We start from the raw sequence: 21059 nt of genomic DNA, 5'->3' as shown, positions 1-21059 counted from the left end.
AGCAACGCCATGAAACACATCCGTTCCATTCTCAGCCTGGCCTGCCTCGCCACGCTGGCCGTTACCGCCGGCGCCCAGCAGGGCTTCCGTTCCAGCGGCGGCATCACCGACATCATGCGCGCCGGTCCGCGCCTGGCGCCGCCGGCCGCACGGCCCGCCGCGCCGCCGGCACCGGTGCAGCGCTCGGCCGAATTCATCGTCGCGCTGGTCAATTCCGAACCGATCACCAACACCGAGGTGCTGACCCGCGTGCAGCGGCTGATCCAGGAGAACCCCGACGCCGAGCGCGTGCCGCGCCCCGAACTCGCGCGCATGGTGCTCGAGAGGCTGATCTCCGAGCGCGCGCAATTGCAGCTCGCCAAGGAAACCGGCATCAAGGTCGACGAGATCGCCATCGACCAGGCCGAGCAGACCGTGGCGCGCCAGAACCAGATGACCCTGCCCGAGCTGCGCCAGCGCGTGACGGCCGAAGGCATCAGCCTGCAGGCCTTCCGCAACGACCTGCGCGACCAGCTGCTGCTCACGCGCCTGCGCGGCCGCGAGGTCGATTCGAAGGTCAAGGTCAGCGACGCGGAAGCCGACCAGTTCCTGCTGGACCAGCGCAACAGCGGCGGCAAGGGCGATCCGTCCATGCTGAACCTCAACCTCGCGCAACTGCTGGTGGCCGTGCCCGAGAACGCCACCGACGCGCAGGTGGCGCAGGCGCAGCAGAAGGCCCAGGGCCTCGCGCAGCGCGCGCGTTCCGGCGAGGACTTCACCAAGCTGGTGCAGAGCAATTCCGACGCGCCCGACCGCGCCAATGGCGGCGCGCTCGGCATGCGCACGGCCGACCGCTATCCGCCGCTGTTCGTCGAGGCCGTGCAGTCCACGGCCGTGGGCGGCATCGTCGGGCCGGTGCGCACGGGCGCCGGCTTTCACGTCGTCAAGGTGATCGCCAAGGAACAGGTCGGCTCGGCCGATGCCGTGGTCACGCAGACCCACGCGCGCCACATCCTGCTGCAGAACGATCCCAAGCGCACCACCGAGCAGGCGGTGGCGCAGCTGGCCGAATTCAAGCGGCGCATCGAGGCCAGCGGCGGCAGCGTCGACTTCGCGAGCCTGGCACGCGACAACTCGCAGGACGGCAGCGCCAAGGACGGCGGCGACCTCGGCTGGGCTCGCCCGGGCATGTTCGTGCCCGAGTTCGAGGAAGCCATGAACCGCCTCGCGCCGGGCCAGATCAGCGATCCGGTGGTGTCGCGCTTCGGCGTCCACCTGATCCAGGTGCTCGAGCGCCGCAACGTCAAGCCGAGCCAGGACGAGCAGCGCGAAGCCGCCCGTGCCGTGCTGCGCGACCAGCGCACCGAGGAAGCCTTCAACACCTGGGCGCAGGAAGTTCGCGCGCGCGCCTACGTCGAGTTCCGCGAGCCCCCGCAGTCCTGATCGATACACGATGGCGCACATTCCCAGGAAGCGCTTCGGCCAGCACTTCCTGTCCGACGGCGGCATCATCGACGCGATCGTGCGCGAGATCGCGCCGCAGCCCGGCGACCCCATGGTCGAGATCGGTCCCGGCCTCGCGGCGCTCACGCAGCCGCTGGTCGAGCGGCTCGGCCGGCTCACCGTCATCGAGCTCGACCGCGACCTCGCCAAGCGGCTGCGCAGCCATCCGCAGCTCGAGGTGGTCGAGTCCGATGTGCTCAAGGTCGACTTCGCGGCGCTGGCGGCGAAGGTGCCGACCACCGCGCTGCGCGTGGTCGGCAACCTGCCCTACAACATCTCCACGCCGATCCTGTTCCACCTGCTGGGCTATGCCCACCTGGTGGCCGACCAGCACTTCATGCTGCAGAAGGAAGTGATCGACCGCATGGTGGCGCGCCCCGCCACCTCGGACTACAGCCGCCTGAGCGTGATGCTGCAGTGGCGCTACGCGATGGAGAACGTGCTGTTCGTGCCGCCCGAGAGCTTCGATCCGCCGCCGCGCGTCGACAGCGCCGTGGTGCGCATGGTGCCGCTGGCCACGCCGCCGGCGGTCGATGCGAAGCGGCTCGAGGAGATCGTGCAGGTCGCGTTCAGCCAGCGCCGCAAGCTGCTGCGCCACACGCTGGGCAAGTGGCTCGACGAACACGGCTTCGTCGGCGAATTCGACACGCAGCGGCGGGCCGAGGAAGTGCCGGTCGAGCAGTACGTGGCGCTGGCGCAGACGCCGGGGCTCGGCTGAGCGGGCGTTGCCTGCGGGAGAAACGAAAAAACCCGTCGACGACGGGTTTTTTCTTGCGATGCCGGAACGTGCCCGGCGAGCGCTTTCTCGACTACGCCGCGGCGAGCCAGTAACCCGCGTTGAACGGGCTGCTCATGCGCAAGGCCAGCGGCGAGACGTCGACCAGTTTGTCGGTCGGCATTTTTTCGCCCGTGGGTTCGTCGGTCGCGGTGGCGGTCACCGCGGGGGCGACGGTGGCCGGATCGATCTGGATGCCATCGAGGGTTGCCGCGGCGGTCGGCTGGGCCTCGTTCGCCCGTTCTGCTTGGCTGGTTTGTGCAGAACGGGCTACAGAAAAGAATAGAAGCACCGGAAGGGCACCTTGCGGTCGCCCCAGTAGTCCGACGCGTCGCGGAAGATGTCGAGCAGCTGCTCGCGCGCTTCCTTGTCGAACTTGCCGTTGGCCGGGATCTGTTCGAGAACGATCACGAAACCGGGCTGCGGGCCCGATTTATGCAACGGGTCGGTCATGCAGTCGTACAGCGCGTCGAAGTTCTTGCCGAAGTGCGCCGGAAAGGTGAACTGCTGGGCGATCAGGTCGAGCACGTCCTGCTTGGTCTGCGCGTTGCCCAGGTTGGCGTACAGGAAGTGCTGGCCCGCTGCGTTGGCGGCGTCCTGCAGGTCGCTCACGCGGAACGCGCGAATCGATTGCACGATGTTCGGGCGTACGCCACGAAGGGATAAAGTCATCTCCGCTGGTCTTTCCATAGTCATCATCATTTCTTCGGGGCGCTTCGGTGCGCCGCTCAAGTCGTTGTCGTCGCCGCTCATGGCGTGATCCGCCTGAAACTCGCGTAATGGTCCGCCGTGTACCAGCAGGCCTCGGGTGCCGTGCGCTTCTCGCCGCCGCAGACGATGCGCCGGGCGCCGCGATCGCGCGATCCGGGCGTGGTCACCGTGTACTCGCGATAGTGGCCGCGCCGGGCCGGGGGCAGGAGCCGTTCGCGATTGCCGAACACCGAGCCGTCCTTGTCGTACCGGAAGGGGCCGCCGTTCAGGATGGCTTCGTAGGTACGCTGGCCTTGCGCCGGCAGCTCGGCCAGCGCAATCGTTTCCTGGGCGGTGGAATTCCCGGCGCCGAACCATCCGCGGGCCTCGGCCCCCGTCGTCGCCAGCGCCGCCAGCATGAAGCCGGTGAGCGCAAACTTAGCGACAGAGGACGTGATCGAGGCGCAAGACGCCATCGCCATAGAGAGGCACCACAAGAAAAGAGCGGGGGGCTCGGATCAGCGATCAACCTTGGGGTTAACCCGCAAATCCAAGCCCGCGAGTGTGCACCACGCTGGCGAAAATAGCAAGCGACTGCCCAAAGTTTGAGCAGTATCGAGGGCTTGACAGGGACGCCATAAGTTGGCGTCCACTCTCGAAGGAATGCTTGCTAAAGCTTAACGTTCAGCGTTGGCGTCGGCCACCGTGAGCGCCGTCATGTTCACGATGCGCCGCACGGTGGCGCTCGCCGTGAGAATGTGCACGGGTTTGGCCGCTCCGAGCAGCACCGGGCCGATCGCGATGTTGCCGCCGGCCGCCGTCTTGAGCAGGTTGTAGGAAATGTTGGCCGAATCGATGTTCGGGAAAACCAGCAGGTTGGCATCGCCGGCCAGCGCGCTGTGCGGCATGACCACCGCGCGCTGCTTGCTGTCGAGCGCCACGTCGCCGTGCATTTCGCCGTCGACCTCGAGCCATGGCGCCTGCACGCGCAGCAGGTCGAGCGTCTTGCGCATCTTCAGCGCGCTGGGCTCGTTGCTGGTGCCGAAGTTCGAATGCGACAGCAGCGCCGCCTTGGGCTTGAGGCCGAAGCGCATCATTTCCTCGGCCGCCATGGTCGTGATCTCGGCCAGTTCCTCGGGCGTCGGGTCGTAGTTGACGTGGGTGTCGACCAGGAACACCTGGCGCTCGGGCAGCAGCAGGCCGTTCATGCAGGCGTACACCGGCACGTCCTGCGGGGTGCTGGCGCAGCCGCCGGGGCGCTTGCCGATCACCTGGTCGATGTAGTGCAGGTGGATCAGCGTGGTGCCCCAGGTGCCGCAGATCATGCCGTCGACCTCGCCCTTGTGCAGCAGCATCGCGCCGATCAGCGTGAGGCGGCGGCGCATCTCGATCTTGGCGACCTGCACCGTGATGCCCTTGCGCTCGGTCATGCGGTGGTAGGTCTGCCAGAAGTCGCGGTAGCGGTGGTCCTGCTCGACGTTGACCACGTCGTAGTCGAGCTCTTCCTTCAGGCGCAGGCCGAACTTCTCGATGCGCTGGGCGATGATGGCCGGGCGGCCGATCAGCGTCGGGCGCGCGATGCCCTCGTCGACCACGATCTGCGCGGCGCGCAGCACGCGCTCTTCCTCGCCCTCGCAGTAGGCCACGCGCTTCTTCGGCGCGCGCTTGGCGGCGTCGAAGATCGGCTTCATGGTGGTGCCCGAGGCGTAGACGAAGCTCTGCAGCTTGTCGCGGTAGGCGTCCATGTCCTTGATCGGACGCAGCGCCACGCCGCTTTCCTCGGCCGCCTTGGCCACGGCCGGCGCGATCTTCATCATCAGGCGCGGGTCGAAGGGCTTCGGGATCAGGTATTCGGGGCCGAACGACAGCTTCTCGCCGACGTAGGCGGCCGCCACGCGCTCGCTCTGCTCGGCCTGGGCCAGCTCGGCGATGGCGTGCACCGCGGCGATCTCCATCTCGTCGGTGATCGTGGTCGCGCCCGAGTCGAGCGCGCCGCGGAAGATGTACGGGAAGCACAGGACGTTGTTGACCTGGTTCGGGTAATCGGTGCGGCCGGTGGCCATGATGATGTCGTCGCGCACCGTGCGCGCGTCTTCGGGCGTGATTTCCGGATTCGGATTGGCCAGCGCGAAGATCACCGGGCGCGTCGCCATCTTGGCGACCATCGCGGGCTTGAGCACGCCGCCGGCCGACAGGCCCAGGAACACGTCGGCACCCTCGATCACCTCGGCCAGCGAGCGCGCCGTGGTGTTCTGCATGTACTGGCGCTTGTCGTCGTCCATCAGCTCGGTGCGGCCTTCGTAGACCACGCCGGCCAGGTCGGTCACGAACACGTTCTCGCGCTTGAGGCCCACCTTGAGCAGCAGGTTCAGGCAGGCCAGCGCCGCGGCGCCCGCGCCCGAGGTCACGAGCTTCACGTCGGCGATGTTCTTGCCGGCCACCTTCAGGCCGTTGAGCATGGCCGCGGCCACGGTGATCGCCGTGCCGTGCTGGTCGTCGTGGAAGACCGGGATCTTCATGCGCTTGCGCAGCTCGCGCTCGACGTAGAAGCAGTCGGGCGCCTTGATGTCCTCGAGGTTGATCGCGCCGAAGGTGGGTTCGAGCGCGGCGATCACCTCGACCAGCTTCGCCGGGTCCTTCTCGTCGATCTCGATGTCGAACACGTCGACGCCGGCGAATTTCTTGAAGAGAACGCCCTTGCCTTCCATCACCGGCTTGGAAGCCAGCGGGCCGATGTCGCCCAGGCCCAGCACCGCGGTGCCGTTGGTGATGACCGCCACGAGGTTGCCGCGCGCGGTGTACTTGAAGGCGTTGGCCGGGTCCTTGACGATCTCCTCGCAGGGCGCGGCCACGCCGGGCGAGTAGGCCAGCGACAGGTCGCGCTGGTTGACCATCTGCTTGGTCGCGGCGATCGAGATCTTTCCCGGGACCGGGAACTCGTGGTACTCGAGGGCGGCACGTCGAAGTTCGGCGCGTTTGTCTTCGGGCGAGGGAGTCGAGGATGACGAAGGGGTCGTGTCAGACATGTGCCGTTGCTCCTGGGGCGCTTCTTCTGGGGGCGCCGATTGTAGACCTCGGACGATGACGGACTATGCCGCCTGGCCAGGGTGCAGCCATGACCAAAATGACCAAAAGCACGGGTCCGCCGTCAAGTCGGTGTGGCAATATGCCAAGTCCGCACAAAAACCCTCTAGAGGAGCGCAGCCATGGCCCTGATGGATTTCATCAAGAAACAGTTCATCGACATCATCCAGTGGACCGAGTCCGGCGACGGCACGCTGGCCTGGCGCTTCCCGATGGCGGAGATGGAAATCCAGAACGGCGCCTCGCTGACGGTGCGCGAGTCGCAGATCGCGGTGTTCGTCAACGAAGGCCAGGTGGCCGACGTGTTCGGCCCCGGCATGTACAAGCTCACCACGCAGACGCTGCCGGTGCTGACCTACCTGAAGAACTGGGACAAGCTCTTCGAGTCCCCGTTCAAGAGCGACGTCTACTTCTTCAGCACGCGCCAGCAGGTCGACCAGAAGTGGGGCACGCCGCAGCCCATCACCATCCGCGACAAGGACTTCGGCGCCGTGCGCCTGCGCGCCTTCGGCAACTACTCGTTCCGCATCGGCGACGCCAAGCTGTTCCACACCGAGATCTCGGGCACGCGCGACATCTACACCGTGGCCGACCTCGACGGCCAGCTGCGCGGCCTGGTGCTGCAGAACATCAGCAACGCCATCGCTTCCAGCGGCGTGCCCTTCCTCGACCTCGCGGCCAACCAGATCCAATTCGCGCAGGCGCTGGCGGCCCAGCTGGTGCCCGAGTTCGCCAAGATCGGCATCAAGCTCGAGAACATCACGGTCCAGAACGTCTCGCTGCCCGAGGAACTGCAGAAGATCCTCGACCAGAAGATCGGCATGGGCATGGTCGGCAACGACATGGGCAAGTTCATGCAGTACCAGACGGCGCAGGCGATCCCCAAGTTCGCCGAGGGTGCCGCCAACGGCGGCGGCATCGCGGGGGACGCGATGGGCCTGGGCGCCGGCGTGGCGCTCGGCCAGGTGCTGGCGCAGAACCTCGCGCAGGGCCTGAGCCCGAACGCGGCGGCCCAGGCGGCCGCGACCCAGCAGCAGCCGGCGGTGGCGGTGGTGAACCCCAACGACGTGATGACCACGCTCGAGAAGCTCGGCGAACTCAAGACCAAGGGCATCCTGACCCAGGAAGAGTTCGACGCCAAGAAGGCCGAACTGCTCAAGAAGCTGGTCTGACCCGGCGCCATGTTCTGTACAGCGCCTGACGCCCGCTCGACGGGCGTGAGAGGCATGATCGGCTGGAAGAACGCCGCGGGCCTCGCGTCCGCGCGTGCGCGCCATGGCTGAGGAAGCCGGCGGCACCCAGCGCTACTACCGCGCGCCCTGCCCCGGTTGCGGCGCGCCGGTCGAGTTCCGATCGGCCCAGTCGACCCATGCGGTCTGCCCCTACTGCCAGAGCACCGTCGTGCGCCAGGGCGACACGCTCGCGCGCACCGGCAAGATGGCCGAGCTGTTCGACGACTTCAGCCCGCTGCAGCTGTTCGCCGCGGGCCGGATCCAGGACAAGCCCTTCACCATCGTCGGCCGGCTTCAATACAAGTACGCCGGCGGCCGCTGGACCGAATGGATCGCGGCCCTCGACGGCGACCGCACCGGCGTGCTCAGCGAGGACAACGGCGCCTACGTCTTCTCGCTGCCGTTCGAACTGCAGCGCACGCCGCCGGCCGCGGCCGACCTGCGCGTGGGCGCCACCACCGCCTTCAACGGCCAGAGCTACACCGTCGCCTCGAACGAGGAAGTGACGCTGGTCTCGGCGCAGGGCGAACTGCCGCACCTGCCCGAGCTCGGCCGGCCGTTCCAGGTGGTCGAGCTGCGCAACGACAAGGGCCTGGTGCTGAGCCTGGACTACGGCTCGCAGCCGCCCACGGCCGCGCTGGGCCGCTCGGTCGAACTCGAATCGCTGCAGCTCACGGGCCTGCGCGAGGACTCCGCCAAGGACGAGAAGGGCCGCAGCTTCAACTGTCCCAACTGCGGCTCGCCGGTCACGCTCAACCTGGCCGACAGCAAGAGCGTCACCTGCCGTTCGTGCAACAGCATCATCGACCTGTCGCAGGGCATCGGCGGCGAGCTCAAGCATGCGGCGCAGAACGAGCCGGTGCGCCCGCTGATCGCGCTGGGCAGCATGGGCCAGCTGCAGGGCGTGCAGTGGCAGGTGGTGGGTTTCCAGCACCGCATGGGCAGCGAGCCCGGCGACGACGAGCAGTTCGGCTGGGACGAATACCTGCTCTACAACAAGAAGCGCGGCTTCAGCTTCCTGGTCGATGCCGAGGACGGCTGGAGCATGGTGCGCCCCACCACCGGCGCGCCGGTGATGGCCGAGAACGGCAGCACCGCCACCTACCTCGGCAAGCGCTACCAGCAGCAGTACGCCTACAACGCCGAGACCACCTACGTGGCCGGCGAGTTCTACTGGCAGGTCGAGCGCGGGCAGAAGACCTTCAACCGCGACTTCGCGTCCGGCGGCGCCCTGCTGTCGATGGAGCGCTCGGCCAACGAGCTCACCTGGTCCTCGGGCAGCAAGATCGACAGCGGCGCGGTCGCCACGGCCTTCAAGCTCGATGCCAAGAAGGACCTGTTCGAGCGCTCCGACGCACTGCCGGTCAGCGCGGCTTCGGGGCTGGGCTGCGGCACCATGATCGTGATCGCCATCGTGATCATCGTGCTGGTCATCATCCTGAGCACCTGCAGCAGCAGCGGCGGCGGTTCGGGCGGCGGCTACCGCAGCTCGGGCGGCTCCTACGGCGGCTCCTCGAGCGGCGGCGGCCACAAATGACGAAGATCGCGCTGCCGCTTTCGATTCATCGACTGATAGATACAGATACGACTGGAGGTCCCCATGGGATTTGAATGGCTGAAACCTGGCGTGGTCCTCGGATCGCTCGTGTACGCGCTGATCGGCGTGGTGATCTTCTGGCTCTGCTTCCTGATCATCGACAAGATCACGCCCTATGACCTGTGGGGCGAGATCGTCGAGAAGCAGAACGTGGCGCTGGGCCTGGTCGTCGCCGCGATGAGCCTGGGCATCAGCATCATCGTCGCCGCCGCCATCCATTGAGCGCGGAGCAGGCCCCGTCCGCGCGCCCGGCCGATGCGCGCGGGCCGCAGCCCGTCGAGATCGCGCTGCTCGCCAGCGTCTTCGTGGTGGCCGCCTGCGGGCTGGTCTACGAACTCAGCGCGGCGGCGCTCAGCTCCTACCTGCTGGGCGACTCGGTGCTGCAGTTCAGCACCATCATCGGCACCTACCTGTTCGCGATGGGCGTGGGCTCGTGGCTGTCGCGCTATTTCGACCGCCAGCTGCCGGCCCACTTCCTGCGCATCGAGCTGATGGTGGCGCTGATCGGCGGCGCGCTGCCGGCGGTGCTGTTCCTGGCCAATGCCTACGCGCCGGGCGCGTTCCGGCTGCTGCTGTACGGGCTGGTGGTCGTGGTCGGCACGCTGGTCGGGCTCGAGATCCCGCTGGTGATGCGCATCCTGCGGCGCAACGTGGCGCTCAAGAACCTGGTGTCGCAGGTGCTGACCTTCGACTACCTCGGCGCGCTTGCGGTGTCGGTGGCCTTCCCGCTGATCCTGGTGCCGCAGCTCGGCATGATCCGCACCGGCCTGCTGTTCGGCTTCATGAACGCGGCGGTGGCGGTGTGGGCGCTCTGGCTGTTCCGCCACGAGCTGCGGCGCGTCGGCGCGCATGCGCTGGCCTGCTTCCTGTCGCTGGCGGCGCTGCTCGGCGGCTTCATCGGCGCCGACCACATCACCACGCTGGCCGAGGACAAGTTCTACCAGGACCGCATCGTCTTCAGCGCCACCTCGCCCTACCAGCGCATCGTGGTCACGCGCGGGCTGCTCGGGCACCGGCTGTTCCTCAACGGCAACCTGCAGTTCGCCGAGCGCGACGAGTACCGCTACCACGAGGCGCTGGTGCATCCCGTGATGGCCGCCCACGGCGCGCCCAAGAAGGTGGCGGTGCTCGGCGGCGGCGACGGCATGGCGGTGCGCGAGGTGCTCAAGTACCCGTCGGTGGAGTCGGTCACGCTGGTCGAGCTCGATCCGAACATGACGAAGCTGTTCACCGACCACGAGACGCTGGCCGCGCTCAACGGCCATTCGCTGTCGTCGCCGAAGCTCAAGATCGTCAACACCGATGCTTTCCAGTGGCTGCAGCAGCGCAGTGACGACGACCTGTTCGACGTGATCGTGGTCGACTTTCCCGATCCCACCAACTTCGCGATCGGCAAGCTCTACACCAACAGCTTCTACGCGCTGCTCGACAAGCGCCTCGCGGCCAGCGGCTACGCGGTGATCCAGACCACCTCGCCGCTGGTGGCGCGCAAGAGCTTCTGGACCGTGGCGCAGACGGTGGAGTCGGTGGGCCTGACCGCGACGCCCTATCACGTGCACGTGCCGAGCTTCGGCGAATGGGGCTTCATCATCGCGAGCCACCGGCCCTACCGAAAGCCCGACGCGCTGCCCGCGGGCCTGCGCTTCCTGTCCGCGCCCACGCTGCCGCTGATGTTCGACTTCCCGCTCGACATGGCGCGCGTGCCGGCCGAGGTCAACCGGCTCTCCAACCAGGTCCTCGTCACCACCTACGAGCAGGAGTGGGGCAAGGTCATGGCACATTAAATGGTCCTCCCCCAGGCTGCGCGGCACTGCGTGCCGCTTCGCCAACCCCCTCACCGGGGGCGACACCCGTGGCCCGGCAAAGCCGGTTCCACGGTGTCTCCCGAACAGGCCGCGCTACGCGGTCCCTTGGCAGACCGCAGGTCGGGCTCAGTTCGTTGCCTCGGCGAGGTGATGGCGACATGGGCATGAGGCGACGCAGCTTCCTCGGCACGGTCGGCGCCGCCGGTGCGCTCGCGCTCGCCGGCTGCGATGCGCCGCCACCCATCGAAGGCGGCTTCACCGGCATCGACATGGCGCGCGGCCACGCGATGCGCGACGGCACGCTGAAGTCGCGCGCGCCCGCGAGCACCCGCAAGACCCGCGTGCTGATCGCCGGTGGTGGCGTCGCGGGGCTCGCTGCGGCGCGTGCGCTGCGGCTCGCGGGCATCGACGACTTCGCGCTGCTCGAGCTCGAGGACAGCGCGGGCGGCAATGCGCGCGGCGGCATGGTCAACGGCATCGCCTGCCCGCTCGGCGCGCACTACCTGCCGGTGCCCGGCGACGATGCGCGCGAGGTGCAGGACCTGCTCGAAGAACTCGGCCTGCGCCGGCGCGTGGCCGGCCGCTGGGAATACGACGAGCGCACGCTGTGCCACAGCCCGCAGGAGCGGCTGTTCTTCCACGGCGAGTGGCAGGACGGCCTGCTGCCGGTGCATGGCGTGGGCGCCGACACGCAGGCGCAGTACCGCCGCTTCGCGCAGCGCATCGACGCGCTCCAGCATGCGGCCCACTTCGCCATTCCCACGCTCAAGGTCGCGGTCACGCCCGAGCTGCTGGCGCTCGATGCGCAGGCCTTCTCGGCCTGGCTCGACCGCGAGGGCTTCAGCGACGAGCACCTGCGCTGGTACCTCGACTACTGCTGCCGCGACGACTACGGCGCGGGCATCGAGCAGGTCTCGGCCTGGGCCGGCATCCACTATTTCGCGAGCCGACACGGCTTTCACGCGCCCGGCGATCCGTCGGGCAGCGCCAACGACACCAACCCCGAGCGCGACGGCGTGCTGACCTGGCCCGAGGGCAACGGCTGGCTCACGAAGCAGCTGGCCAAGCCATTGGGCGAACGGCTGCGCACGGGCCAGGTGGTCGTGCGCATCGCCGAGCTGCGCGGCGGCGTCGAGGTCGATGCCTGGGATGCCGCCTCGCAATCGCTGGTGCGCTGGCAGGCCGCGCATTGCATCGTCGCGCTGCCGGTGTTCGTCGCCGCGCGCGTGGTCGAGAACGCGCCCGCGGTGCTCGCGCATGCCGCCGCGCACGTGCGCCATGCGCCCTGGCTGGTGGCCAACGTGCACCTGCGCGGCCCGCTGGTCGACCGCCCCGGCGCCGCGCCGAGCTGGGACAACGTGGTCTACGGCACGCGCGGCCTCGGCTATGTCGATGCGCGCCACCAGACGCTCGACCCCACGCCGCGCGGCACCGTGCTGAGCTGGTATCGCCCGCTGGGCCCGAGCCGCTACGACGAGGGCGACGGCCGCCGCCTGCTGCTCGAGCGGCCCTGGACCGGCTGGCGCGACGACTTGCTGGCCGAGCTCTCGGTGCCGCACCCCGACCTGCCCGCGCTGGCCACGCGCATCGAGATCACGCGCTACGGGCACGCCATGGCCATTCCGCGGCCCGGCCTGCTGGCGCAGATCGGTTCGCAGCGCACCGCGCCCGACGATGCGCACCGCGGCAGCGTGATCGCGGGCCGGCTGTCGTTCGCGCATGCCGACTGGTCGGGCTATTCGATCTTCGAGGAAGCCTTCACGCGCGGGCACGTGGCCGGAGCGAGCCTGGCATGAAGACGCTGGTGCTCGGCGGCTACGGCAACTTCGGCGCGCGCATCAGCCGCGCGCTGGCCACCGATGACGCCATCGAGCTGCTGGTGGGCGGGCGCGATCTCGAACGGGCCACGGCCTTCGTGCAATCGTTGGCGGACGGGGCGCGCGCCGTCCGCGTCGATGCGCAGTCGCAGGATTTCGCGCGGGGCTTGCGCGAGCTCGGCGTCGAGCTCGTCATCCACACGGCCGGTCCGTTCCAGAACCAGGACTACCGCGTGCCGCGGGCGGTGGCCGCCGCCGGCGCGCACTACATCGACCTGGCCGACGGCCGCCGCTTCGTCTGCGACTTTCCCGCGGCGCTCGACGGCGTCTTTCGCGGCGCGGGCCGCACGGCCGTCACCGGCGCGAGCACCGTGCCGGCGCTTTCCTCGGCCGTGGTCGACCAGCTCGCGGCCGGTTGGCAGGGCATCCGCGGCATCGACATCTGCATCGCGCCGGCCCAGGGCGCGCCGCGCGGCGAGGCCACGCTCGCGGGCGTGCTCGCCTACTGCGGCGCGCCGATCCGCGTCTGGCAGCAAGGCCGCTGGACCGAGCAGCCCGGCTGGGCCAGACCCTCGCCCGTGCGCTTCGCGCGCATGCGCCCGCGCCGCGGCGCGCTGTGCGACATCCCCGATCTCGAACTCTTCCCGGCGCGCCATCCGGGCGTGCAGTCGGTGATGTTCCGCGCCGCGTTCGAGGTCGGCCTCACGCAGCAGGCCTTCGCCTTCCTGGCGGCCCTGCGCCGCATCGGCCTGCTGCCCGCGCCGCAGAAGCTGGCGCGGCTGCTGCATGCCACGGGCGGCCTGTTCGATGCGTTCGGCAGCGCGCTCGGCGGCATGGTGGTGCGCGTCGAAGGCATCGACGCACGAGGCGCCGCCGCGCACCGCGCCTGGCACATCGCGGCCGACGACAACCATGGGCCGGAGATTCCCTGCATGGCCGCCATCCTGCTGGCGCGCCGGCTCGCGCGCGGCGATGCGCTGCCGATGGGCGCGCAGGCCTGCATGGGGCTGCTCGCGCTGCGGGAGTTCGAGCCCGAGTTCGCGCGCTGGGGCATGGTGACGGACGTGGTCGACGATGGCGCACGAGCGGCTTGAGTTCGACATGCCGGCGCCGGCCGACGTGGTCTTCGACACCTTCCACTACCACGTGTGGCGCGCGCGCTGGGACTCGCTGGTCGGCGATGCCCGGGTGGTGGGCGGCGCGCCGTGCCCCTTCGTCGGCGCCGAGACCGAGAACGTGGGCCATGGCTGGCTGCGCGGGCTGTCGATGCGAACCCGCTTCGTGAGCTTCGACCGTCCGCACCTGGCCGCCGCCTCGATGATCGGCCGTTCCTTCCCGTTCGATCGCTGGGCCGCGTCCATGCGGCACCGCGACACCGAGCCCGGCCGCTCCGTGCTGATCTACACCTACACCATCGAGGCGGGGCCGAGGGCCCTGCGCTGGTTGCTGCAACCGATCGTCGCCCGGGCCTTCGCGCGGCAGACCCGGCGGCGCTTTGCGCGCATGCATGCGTTCCTGGCGGTCCATGCGCAGGAAGTCGTCGACTGGCAGCGCACGCAGCACGGGAGCGCGCGGGCATGAGGCAGGGGGCCGACGACGACCGCCTGCTGCGCCTGAGCCTCGTCGCGGTCTGGCTGGTCACGGCCGTCGTCAGCATCGTCGAACTCGACGGCCAGAGCCGCCGGGTGCTGGCCGAGGCCGGTATCGCCTCGCCGCCCTGGCTGGTGCAACTGCTGATCGTCGGTGGCGCGGCGGCCGACCTCGTCGTCGGCCTCGCGCTGTGGTGGCGGCCGGGCCGCGCCAGCTACCTCGCGGCGCTCGGCCTGCTGTTGCTCATGACGGCGGTCGCCACCGGCCTGCAGCCGGCGCTGTGGCTGCATCCGCTGGGGCCGCTGCTCAAGAACCTGCCGATCGCCGCGCTGCTGTGGCACCTGTACCGGCGCGCCGTGCCATGAACAGCTACCTGGTCCTCAAGTGGCTGCACATCGTCTCGAGCGTGCTGATGGTCGGCACCGGGCTGGGATCGGCCTTCTACATGTTCTTCGCCAACCGCAGCGGCAGCGTGGCGGCGCAGGCGGTGGTGAGCCGGCTGGTGGTGCGCGCCGACTGGTGGTTCACCACGCCCACCGTGATCCTGCAGCCGGCCACCGGCTTCGCGCTCGCCCACATGGCGGGCTGGCCGCTGTCGACGCCATGGCTCGCGTTGTCGCTGGGCCTCTTCGTGTTCGCGGGCGCGTGCTGGCTGCCCGTGGTGTGGCTGCAGATCCGCATGGCCGCGATCGCCGGGCAGGCGCACCGCGACGGCCAGCCGCTGCCGCCGCTGTACGCGCGCCACCAACGCTGGTGGGAGTGGCTCGGCTATCCCGCCTTCGTGGCCATGGTCCTGGTCTTCTGGCTCATGGTGAACAAGCCCGCGCTCTCGCCCTGAACCGGGCCGGGGTGCGCGCCCGTGCGGTTTTCACGCAGACTTCACACACGCCGCGATTGCTTCACAGACAGCCTGGAGACTGCCAGGCGCCAACAAAAACACCGGGGGAGCTTCCATGCTTCAAGTTGCCAATCGAAAACTCGCGTCGCTCAGCGACGTGCTCTTCACCGGGCTGAGCCGCGCGCTCGGCTTCCTGCGCCCGCTCGCACGCGGGCTCATCGGTTCCTGGCGACCCCCGGGCTGGCTGCGCATCGCGGGCGCGCTGCTGCTGCTGGGACTGCAATGGCTGCAGCAGCGGCTCGTCTGGGTGCTGCTGCTGGTGTTGCTGGCGTTCGCGGGCTGGATGGCCAGCCCGCAGCTCCTGAAGTGGTGGCATGGCCTCACGCCCGATCGCGTCGAGCCCATCGTGGCGACCGCGCAGGTCGTGCCGCCGCCGCGCACGCAGATCGAGCTCGACAAGGGGCCCAATCCGGTCGTGATCAACTTCTCGGCCTCGGTCGCGCCCATCGCGCGTGTCGGCCAGGAAGCGGTTGGTGTCGGCATCGAGCCCGCCATCGCGGGGCGCTGGATCTGGACCGATGCCAAGAAGCTGGAGTTCGTGCCCACGCAGGACTGGCCGGTGGGCCAGGCCTACAAGGTGCAGCTCTCGAAGGACGCGCTCGCGCCGCACATCGAGATCGAGCAGCGCAAGTACGAATTCAGCTCGGCCGAGTTCAGCGCCCGCATCGCCGGCGCCGAGTTCTACCAGGACCCGGTGCAGGCCAACGTGCGGCGCGCGCTGTTCCAGGTGCGCTTCTCGCATCCCGTGAACAGCGCCGAGTTCGAGAAGCGGCTGGTGCTCACCTACGACCAGGCCTGCAGCAGCTCGTTCTTCAGCGTCGGCAAGTGCGCGAGCGAGAAGTTCACGGTCAGCTACGACAAGCTGCGCCTCACGGCCACGGTCCAGTCCGAGCCCCTGCCCATTCCCGAGAAGACCCGCCCCGTGCTGCTGAGCCTCACTTCCGGCGCGGTGGCGCAGAAGGGTGGCCCGGGCCAGCGCAACGACGTCTCGCGCGCGGTCGACATCCCCGGCCTCTTCAGCCTCGACATCGCGAGCGTCGAGCCCACCATCGTCACCGGCGAGAACGGCGAGCCCGAGCACGTGATGCACGTCAGCGCCTCGATGCCGGTGCACGAGCGCGAGATGGCGCGCCTGGTGCAGGCCTGGCTGCTGCCGGCCACCGAAGATCCCAAGGGCGATCCCGAAGACAAGTTCGACTGGTCCGCCGATCCCGCGAAGATCACCGACGCGGTGCTGCGCCGCGCGAAGAAGATCGGCCTGCAGCCCATCGCCAGCGAGCGCGAGGTGACCGAGACGGTCAGCTTCCGCCTGCCGCAGGCCGAGGGCGGGCGCTACCTGCTGGTGCGCGTGGCCAAGGGCCTGAAGACGCCCGGCGGCTACCAGCTCGGCACGGCCTTCCAGAGCGTGCAGCTGCTCAAGACCTTCGCGCCCGAGCTCACGATCATGAGCCAGGGCTCGCTGCTCGCGCTGTCGGGCGAGCGCAAGCTGCCGATCCTGGTGCGCGACCTGCCGGGCGTGCGCGTCGAGATCGGGCGCCTGCTGCCGCAGCAGCTGCAGCACCTGGTGACGCAGAGCAACGGCGATTTCTCGCATCCCAAGTTCTACGGCGGCCTCGGCACCGACAACCTGGTCGATCGCTTCGAGAAGCAGATCCCGCTGGCCATTCCGCCCGGCAAGGCGCACTACGAGACGGTCGATTTCGCCGAGTACCTGCGCAGCGACATCAGCGACCGGCGCGGCGTGTTCCTGCTCAAGGTGCAGGGCTTCGATCCCAAGGCGAAGAAGAAGCCCGAGGGCGAAGCGGACGCCGCCGAGGCGTCGTCCGAGGACGAGGAGCAGCAATCGTCCGGCGGGGACGAGGGCAATCCCGAGAGCGGCAACCCCGAGGACCAGAAGGACGAGCGGCTGGTGCTGGTCACCGACCTGGGCATCGTCGCCAAGAAGTCGCTCGACGGCATGCGCGACGTGTTCGTGCAGAGCATCGCCAATGGCCAGCCCGTGGGCGGCGCGCTGGTCGAGGTGTGGGGCCGCAACGGCATGATCGTGGCGTCGCAGGCCACCGATGCCACGGGCCGCGCGAAGCTGCCCAACCTCGCGGGCTTCCAGCGCGAGAAGCAGCCGGTGGTGCTGGTGGTGCGCAAGGACGGCGACCTGAGCTTCCTGCCCTTCAACAAGACCGACCGCACGCTCGACATCTCGCGCTTCGACGTCGGCGGCCTGCGCGCGGCCGGCGTGCCGAACCAGATGACGGCCTACGTCTTCAGCGACCGCGGCATCTACCGCCCGGGCGACACCATGCACATCGCGATGATGGTGAAGGCCGGCAACTGGGGCACCTCGCTGCGCGACCTGCCGCTCGAAGCCGAGATCATCGATGCGCGCGGCCTGAGCGTGCGGCGCGAGAAGCTGCGCCTCGGCCCCGGCGGCGCGGCCGAGATCGCGCACGCCACGCAGGACACCTCGCCCACCGGCAACTACACCGTCAACCTCTACCTGCCGCGCGAGTCCTCGCCCGGCGCGCCCGAGGTGCAGGGGCTGCTGCTGGGCAGCACCACGGTGAAGGTGCAGGAGTTCCTGCCCGACCGCACCAAGGTCACGGCCAAGCTCAGCAGCGAGATCGCCGAAGGCTGGGTCAAGCCGAAGGACATGAAGGCGCTGATCGACGTGCAGAACCTGTTCGGCACGCCCGCGCCCGACCGCAAGGTCGAGGGCACGCTCACGCTGAGCCCGGCCTTCCCGGTGTTCCGCGCCTTCGCCGACTACGCCTTCTTCGATCCGCAGCGCGCGGCCGAGAAGCAGGTGGACGACCTCGGCAGCGTGCAGACCAGCGCCGAGGGCAAGGCCGAGTTCGACCTGCGGCTGTCGCGCTTCGATTCCGCCACCTACCAGGTGCACGTGCTGGCCAAGGCCTTCGAGCCCGAGGGCGGGCGCAGCGTGTCGGCCGAGGCGCGCACGCTGGTGAGCGACCTGCCCTACCTGGTGGGCGTCAAGGTCGACGGCGACACCGGCTACGTGAGCAAGGGCGCGGCGCGCAACGCGCACGTGATCGCGATCGACCCGCAGGCGAAGAAGACCGCGGTGGCCGACCTGGTGCTGCAGCGCGTGGAGCGCAAGGTGCTGTCGGTGCTGATCAAGCAGGACAACGGCCTGTACCGCTACGAATCGCGCCGCAAGGAGATCGTGCTCGACGAGAAGCCGCTGGCCATCGGCGCAGCCGGCAACAACGTGGCGCTCGACACCGGCACGCCCGGCAACTTCGCCTACGTGGTGCGCAATGCCGGCGGGCTCGAGCTCAACCGCGTCGAGTACAGCGTGGCGGGCAATGCCAACGTCAGCCGCTCGCTCGACCGCAATGCCGAGCTGCAGCTCACGCTCGATCGCAAGGACTACGAGCCGGGCCAGGAGATCGAGGTCAGCATCCGCGCGCCCTACGTCGGCGCGGGCCTCATCACCATCGAGCGCGACAAGGTCTACGCCCATGCCTGGTTCAAGACCGACAAGACCGCCTCGGTGCAGAAGATCGTGCTGCCCAAGGACTTCGAGGGCACCGGCTACATCAACGTGCACTTCGTGCGCGACCCGGCCTCGGACGAGGTCTACATGAGCCCGCTGTCCTACGGCGTCGTGCCCTTCGCGACCAGCCTGTCGAAGCGCACTGCCAACCTGCAGCTCACGAGCACCGAGCTCGTGAAGCCCGGCCAGACCGTGAAGATGAAGCTCACCAGCGACCAGCCCACGCGTGCCGTGGTGTTCGCGGTCGACGAGGGCATCCTGCAGGTGGCGCGCTACAAGACGCCCGACCCGCTCAAGCACTTCTTCCAGAAGCGCGCGCTCGAGGTCGGCACCCTGCAGACGCTCGACCTGATCCTGCCCGAGTTCAAGAAGCTGATGCAGGGCGCCGCGCCCGGCGGCGACGGCGAAGGCGAGCTCGGCAAGCACCTGAACCCGTTCAAGCGCAAGCGCGACAAGCCGGTGGCCTACTGGTCGGGCCTGGTCGACGTGAACGGCAGCCGCGAGTTCAGCTACACCGTGCCCGAGAGCTTCAACGGCAGCCTGCGCGTGATGGCGGTGGCCGTGAACGACGAGACCACGGCCGCGAAGAGCACCCGCACCACGGTGCGTGGCGACATGGTGATCCTGCCGAATGCGCCGCTCGCGATGGCGCCCGGCGACACGGTCGAGGTCGGCGTCGGCCTGGCCAACAACATCGCGGGCTCGGGCAAGGAGGCGCCGATCGCGCTCACGCTCACCGCCTCGGGCGGGCTCGAGGTGGTCGGCGACGCGACGCAGACACTCAAGGTCAACGAGCGCGGCGAGGCCAGCACGAAGTTCAACGTGCGCGCCAAGCCCGGCGAGCAAGCGGTGCTGGGTTCGTCGGCGCTGGTGTTCACCTCCACCCACAAGAACTTCAGCGCGCGGCTCGCCACCGAGGTGAGCGTGCGGCCCGCCTCGCCCTTCGTCTCGCTGGTGCAGGCCGGCAGCTTCCAGCGCTCGGGCGAGATCGCGAGCAAGGGCGACTTCTATCCGAATTTCCGCCGCAGCGACCTCGCGGTGTCGGCCGCGCCCTGGGCCTTCGCCACCGGCTTGATGCAATACCTCGAGGCCTATCCGCATGGCTGCACCGAGCAGATCACGAGCCAGACCTTCCCGGCCGTGCTGCTCGCGGGCCGGCCCGAGCTGCTGAAGGAGATGGCGCGTGGCCGCGCGGCCGACCAGGGCCCGCTGCCCGAGGCACGCAAGACGCTCGAGCGCTACCTCGTGCAGCTGCGCGCGCGCCAGACGGCCGACGGCGGCTTCTCGCTGTGGCCCGGCGCGGGGGCCGACCCGTTCGCGACGCTCTATGCGGTGCACCTGCTGGTGGAGGCGCGCGACCACAAGCTGCCGGTGCCGCAGGACCTGCTGCAGCGCGCCAACACCTACCTGCAAGGCTGGCTCGGCAGCGGCGACTCGTCGCTCGACGGCTGGCGCCAGCGCACGCAGGCGGCCTACCTGCTGACGCGCCAGGGCATCGTGGTGCCGGCCGCGCTGGCCAACCTGCGCGAGAGCTGGCGCAACCAGCAGGTTAAGCAGACCGCGGGCTGGAGCGACGACCTCGGCGCCGTCTACCTCGCGGCGAGCTACCAGCTCGTGAAGCAGGAGCAGGTGGCCAACGAGCTGCTCAACCCCGTGTGGGCCGACCTGCTCGCGCGCAGCGAGAAGAACCAGCGCCGCAACGTCTGGGGTCGCTACTACGACCCGCTGGTGCACGACAGCATGATGCTGCACCTGGTGGGCCGGCACTTCCCCGCGCGGCTCAAGACGCTGAAGCCCGCGGTGTGGGAAGGCATGGCCGGCATGGTGCGCGACGGCTGGTACAACAGCCTGTCGTCGGCCGCGATGCTGATGGCGGTCGATGCCTACTTCGACGCCGTGGCGCAGAACGCCGAGGGCAAGCTCACGGCCTCGGCCATCGATGCGCAGGGCAAGGCCGCGGCGCTCGCGCTCGGCGCCGTCAACCCGGTGGCGCGCGCCGCGGTGCCCGCCGGCACCGCGAAGCTGGGCCTCGCGAACGACAGCGACTTCAACCTCTACTACAGCTGGACCGAGCAGGGCTTCGAACGCAAGCAGCCCGACACCGCGGTGAACCAGGGGCTGGAGGTGTTCCACGAGGTGCTCGATGCCAAGGGCAACCCGGTCACCAAGGCGAAGCTCGGCGAGGAAGTCACGGTGCGGGTGCGCGTGCGCAGCCTCGAGCGGCCGCAGATCGCCGACGTCGCGCTGGTCGACCTGCTGCCCGGCGGCCTCGAGCCCGTGCTGCAGGCCGTGGGCGACGATGCCGAGGGCGAGAACGCCGACGCGCCGGTCTGGAAGAAGCGCCTGGGCGGCAACGGCTCGTGGAAGGTGCAGTACGCCGACATCCGCGAGGACCGCGTGGTGTTCTACGGCAGCGTCGACAAGAACCTGCTCGAGGTGACCTACAAGGCGCGCGCCACCAACGTCGGCGACTTCGTGGTGCCCGCGGCCTACGGCGAGGCGATGTACGACCGGCGCATCTACGCGCGCTCGGCCGGTGCGCGCTTCCAGGTGGTCGCGAACTGAGGCCGGAGCG

Annotated in this window: 16 protein-coding genes; 12 read left to right on the top strand and 4 right to left on the bottom strand. The window is 69.2% G+C overall.

Features of this window, described 5'->3' with window-relative positions:
• Positions 1-9 precede the first annotated feature (9 nt).
• Positions 10-1422 (top strand): peptidylprolyl isomerase, encoded by a 1413-nt coding sequence (locus INQ48_31045; GenBank protein QRF57658.1) that lies wholly within the window; start codon positions 10-12, stop codon positions 1420-1422.
• 10 nt (positions 1423-1432) lie between these two features.
• Positions 1433-2200 carry a 16S rRNA (adenine(1518)-N(6)/adenine(1519)-N(6))-dimethyltransferase RsmA gene (gene rsmA / locus INQ48_31040; protein QRF57657.1) on the top strand — a complete coding sequence of 256 codons (768 nt, stop codon included), beginning with the start codon at positions 1433-1435 and terminating at the stop codon, positions 2198-2200.
• Positions 2201-2291: 91 nt separating this feature from the next.
• Here the strand turns inward: rsmA and INQ48_31035 are convergent, their stop codons facing one another.
• From INQ48_31035 to INQ48_31020, 4 genes are all read right to left on the bottom strand, one after another.
• The gene (locus INQ48_31035) at positions 2292-2549 is read right to left on the bottom strand and encodes a hypothetical protein (GenBank protein ID QRF57656.1); all 258 of its coding nucleotides are present in this window, start codon (positions 2547-2549) and stop codon (positions 2292-2294) included.
• Entirely contained in the window at positions 2528-2953 is a 426-nt protein-coding gene (locus INQ48_31030) for a barstar family protein (protein QRF60968.1), read from the bottom strand. Before INQ48_31030 ends, INQ48_31035 begins: the two co-directional genes overlap by 22 nt.
• Positions 2954-3006: 53 nt before the next feature.
• Positions 3007-3423, bottom strand: a complete 417-nt coding sequence (locus INQ48_31025) for a guanine-specific ribonuclease N1 and T1 (GenBank protein ID QRF60967.1) — start codon at positions 3421-3423, stop codon at positions 3007-3009.
• A gap of 201 nt (positions 3424-3624) precedes the next feature.
• A complete protein-coding gene (locus INQ48_31020) occupies positions 3625-5973 on the bottom strand; it encodes an NADP-dependent malic enzyme (GenBank protein QRF57655.1) in 2349 nt (782 codons plus the stop codon).
• A gap of 180 nt (positions 5974-6153) precedes the next feature.
• Here INQ48_31020 and INQ48_31015 point away from each other — a divergent pair, with 180 nt between their 5' ends.
• From INQ48_31015 to INQ48_30970, 10 genes are all read left to right on the top strand, one after another.
• A complete protein-coding gene (locus INQ48_31015; protein ID QRF57654.1) occupies positions 6154-7203 on the top strand; it encodes an SPFH domain-containing protein in 1050 nt (349 codons plus the stop codon).
• Between the two features lie 103 nt (positions 7204-7306).
• Complete coding sequence (locus INQ48_31010) at positions 7307-8800, top strand: DUF4178 domain-containing protein (GenBank protein ID QRF57653.1); 1494 nt, start codon at positions 7307-7309, stop codon at positions 8798-8800.
• 63 nt (positions 8801-8863) lie between these two features.
• Positions 8864-9082, top strand: a complete 219-nt coding sequence (locus tag INQ48_31005) for a DUF350 domain-containing protein (protein ID QRF57652.1) — start codon at positions 8864-8866, stop codon at positions 9080-9082.
• A complete protein-coding gene (locus tag INQ48_31000; protein QRF57651.1) occupies positions 9079-10644 on the top strand; it encodes a polyamine aminopropyltransferase in 1566 nt (521 codons plus the stop codon). The genes INQ48_31005 and INQ48_31000 overlap by 4 nt, the downstream gene beginning before the upstream one ends.
• Positions 10645-10829: 185 nt before the next feature.
• Entirely contained in the window at positions 10830-12461 is a 1632-nt protein-coding gene (locus tag INQ48_30995) for an FAD-dependent oxidoreductase (protein QRF57650.1), read from the top strand.
• On the top strand, positions 12458-13576 hold the full coding sequence (locus INQ48_30990) for a saccharopine dehydrogenase NADP-binding domain-containing protein (GenBank protein QRF57649.1): 1119 nt from the start codon (positions 12458-12460) through the stop codon (positions 13574-13576). The genes INQ48_30995 and INQ48_30990 overlap by 4 nt, the downstream gene beginning before the upstream one ends.
• Positions 13557-14063: a hypothetical protein gene (locus INQ48_30985; GenBank protein ID QRF57648.1), complete on the top strand. Its 507-nt coding sequence runs from the start codon at positions 13557-13559 to the stop codon at positions 14061-14063. The genes INQ48_30990 and INQ48_30985 overlap by 20 nt, the downstream gene beginning before the upstream one ends.
• Entirely contained in the window at positions 14060-14437 is a 378-nt protein-coding gene (locus INQ48_30980; GenBank protein QRF57647.1) for a DoxX-like family protein, read from the top strand. Before INQ48_30985 ends, INQ48_30980 begins: the two co-directional genes overlap by 4 nt.
• The gene (locus INQ48_30975) at positions 14434-14910 is read left to right on the top strand and encodes a DUF2269 domain-containing protein (GenBank protein QRF57646.1); all 477 of its coding nucleotides are present in this window, start codon (positions 14434-14436) and stop codon (positions 14908-14910) included. Before INQ48_30980 ends, INQ48_30975 begins: the two co-directional genes overlap by 4 nt.
• Before the next feature lie 115 nt (positions 14911-15025).
• Entirely contained in the window at positions 15026-21049 is a 6024-nt protein-coding gene (locus INQ48_30970; GenBank protein ID QRF57645.1) for an alpha-2-macroglobulin, read from the top strand.
• The last annotated feature ends 10 nt before the right edge of the window (positions 21050-21059 follow it).

The organism is Variovorax paradoxus, assembly GCA_016806145.1.
Lineage (GTDB): Bacteria > Pseudomonadota > Gammaproteobacteria > Burkholderiales > Burkholderiaceae_C > Variovorax.
The sequence above is the reverse complement of the archived record's forward strand: the minus strand, read 5'-3'. Positions and strand labels throughout refer to the sequence as shown.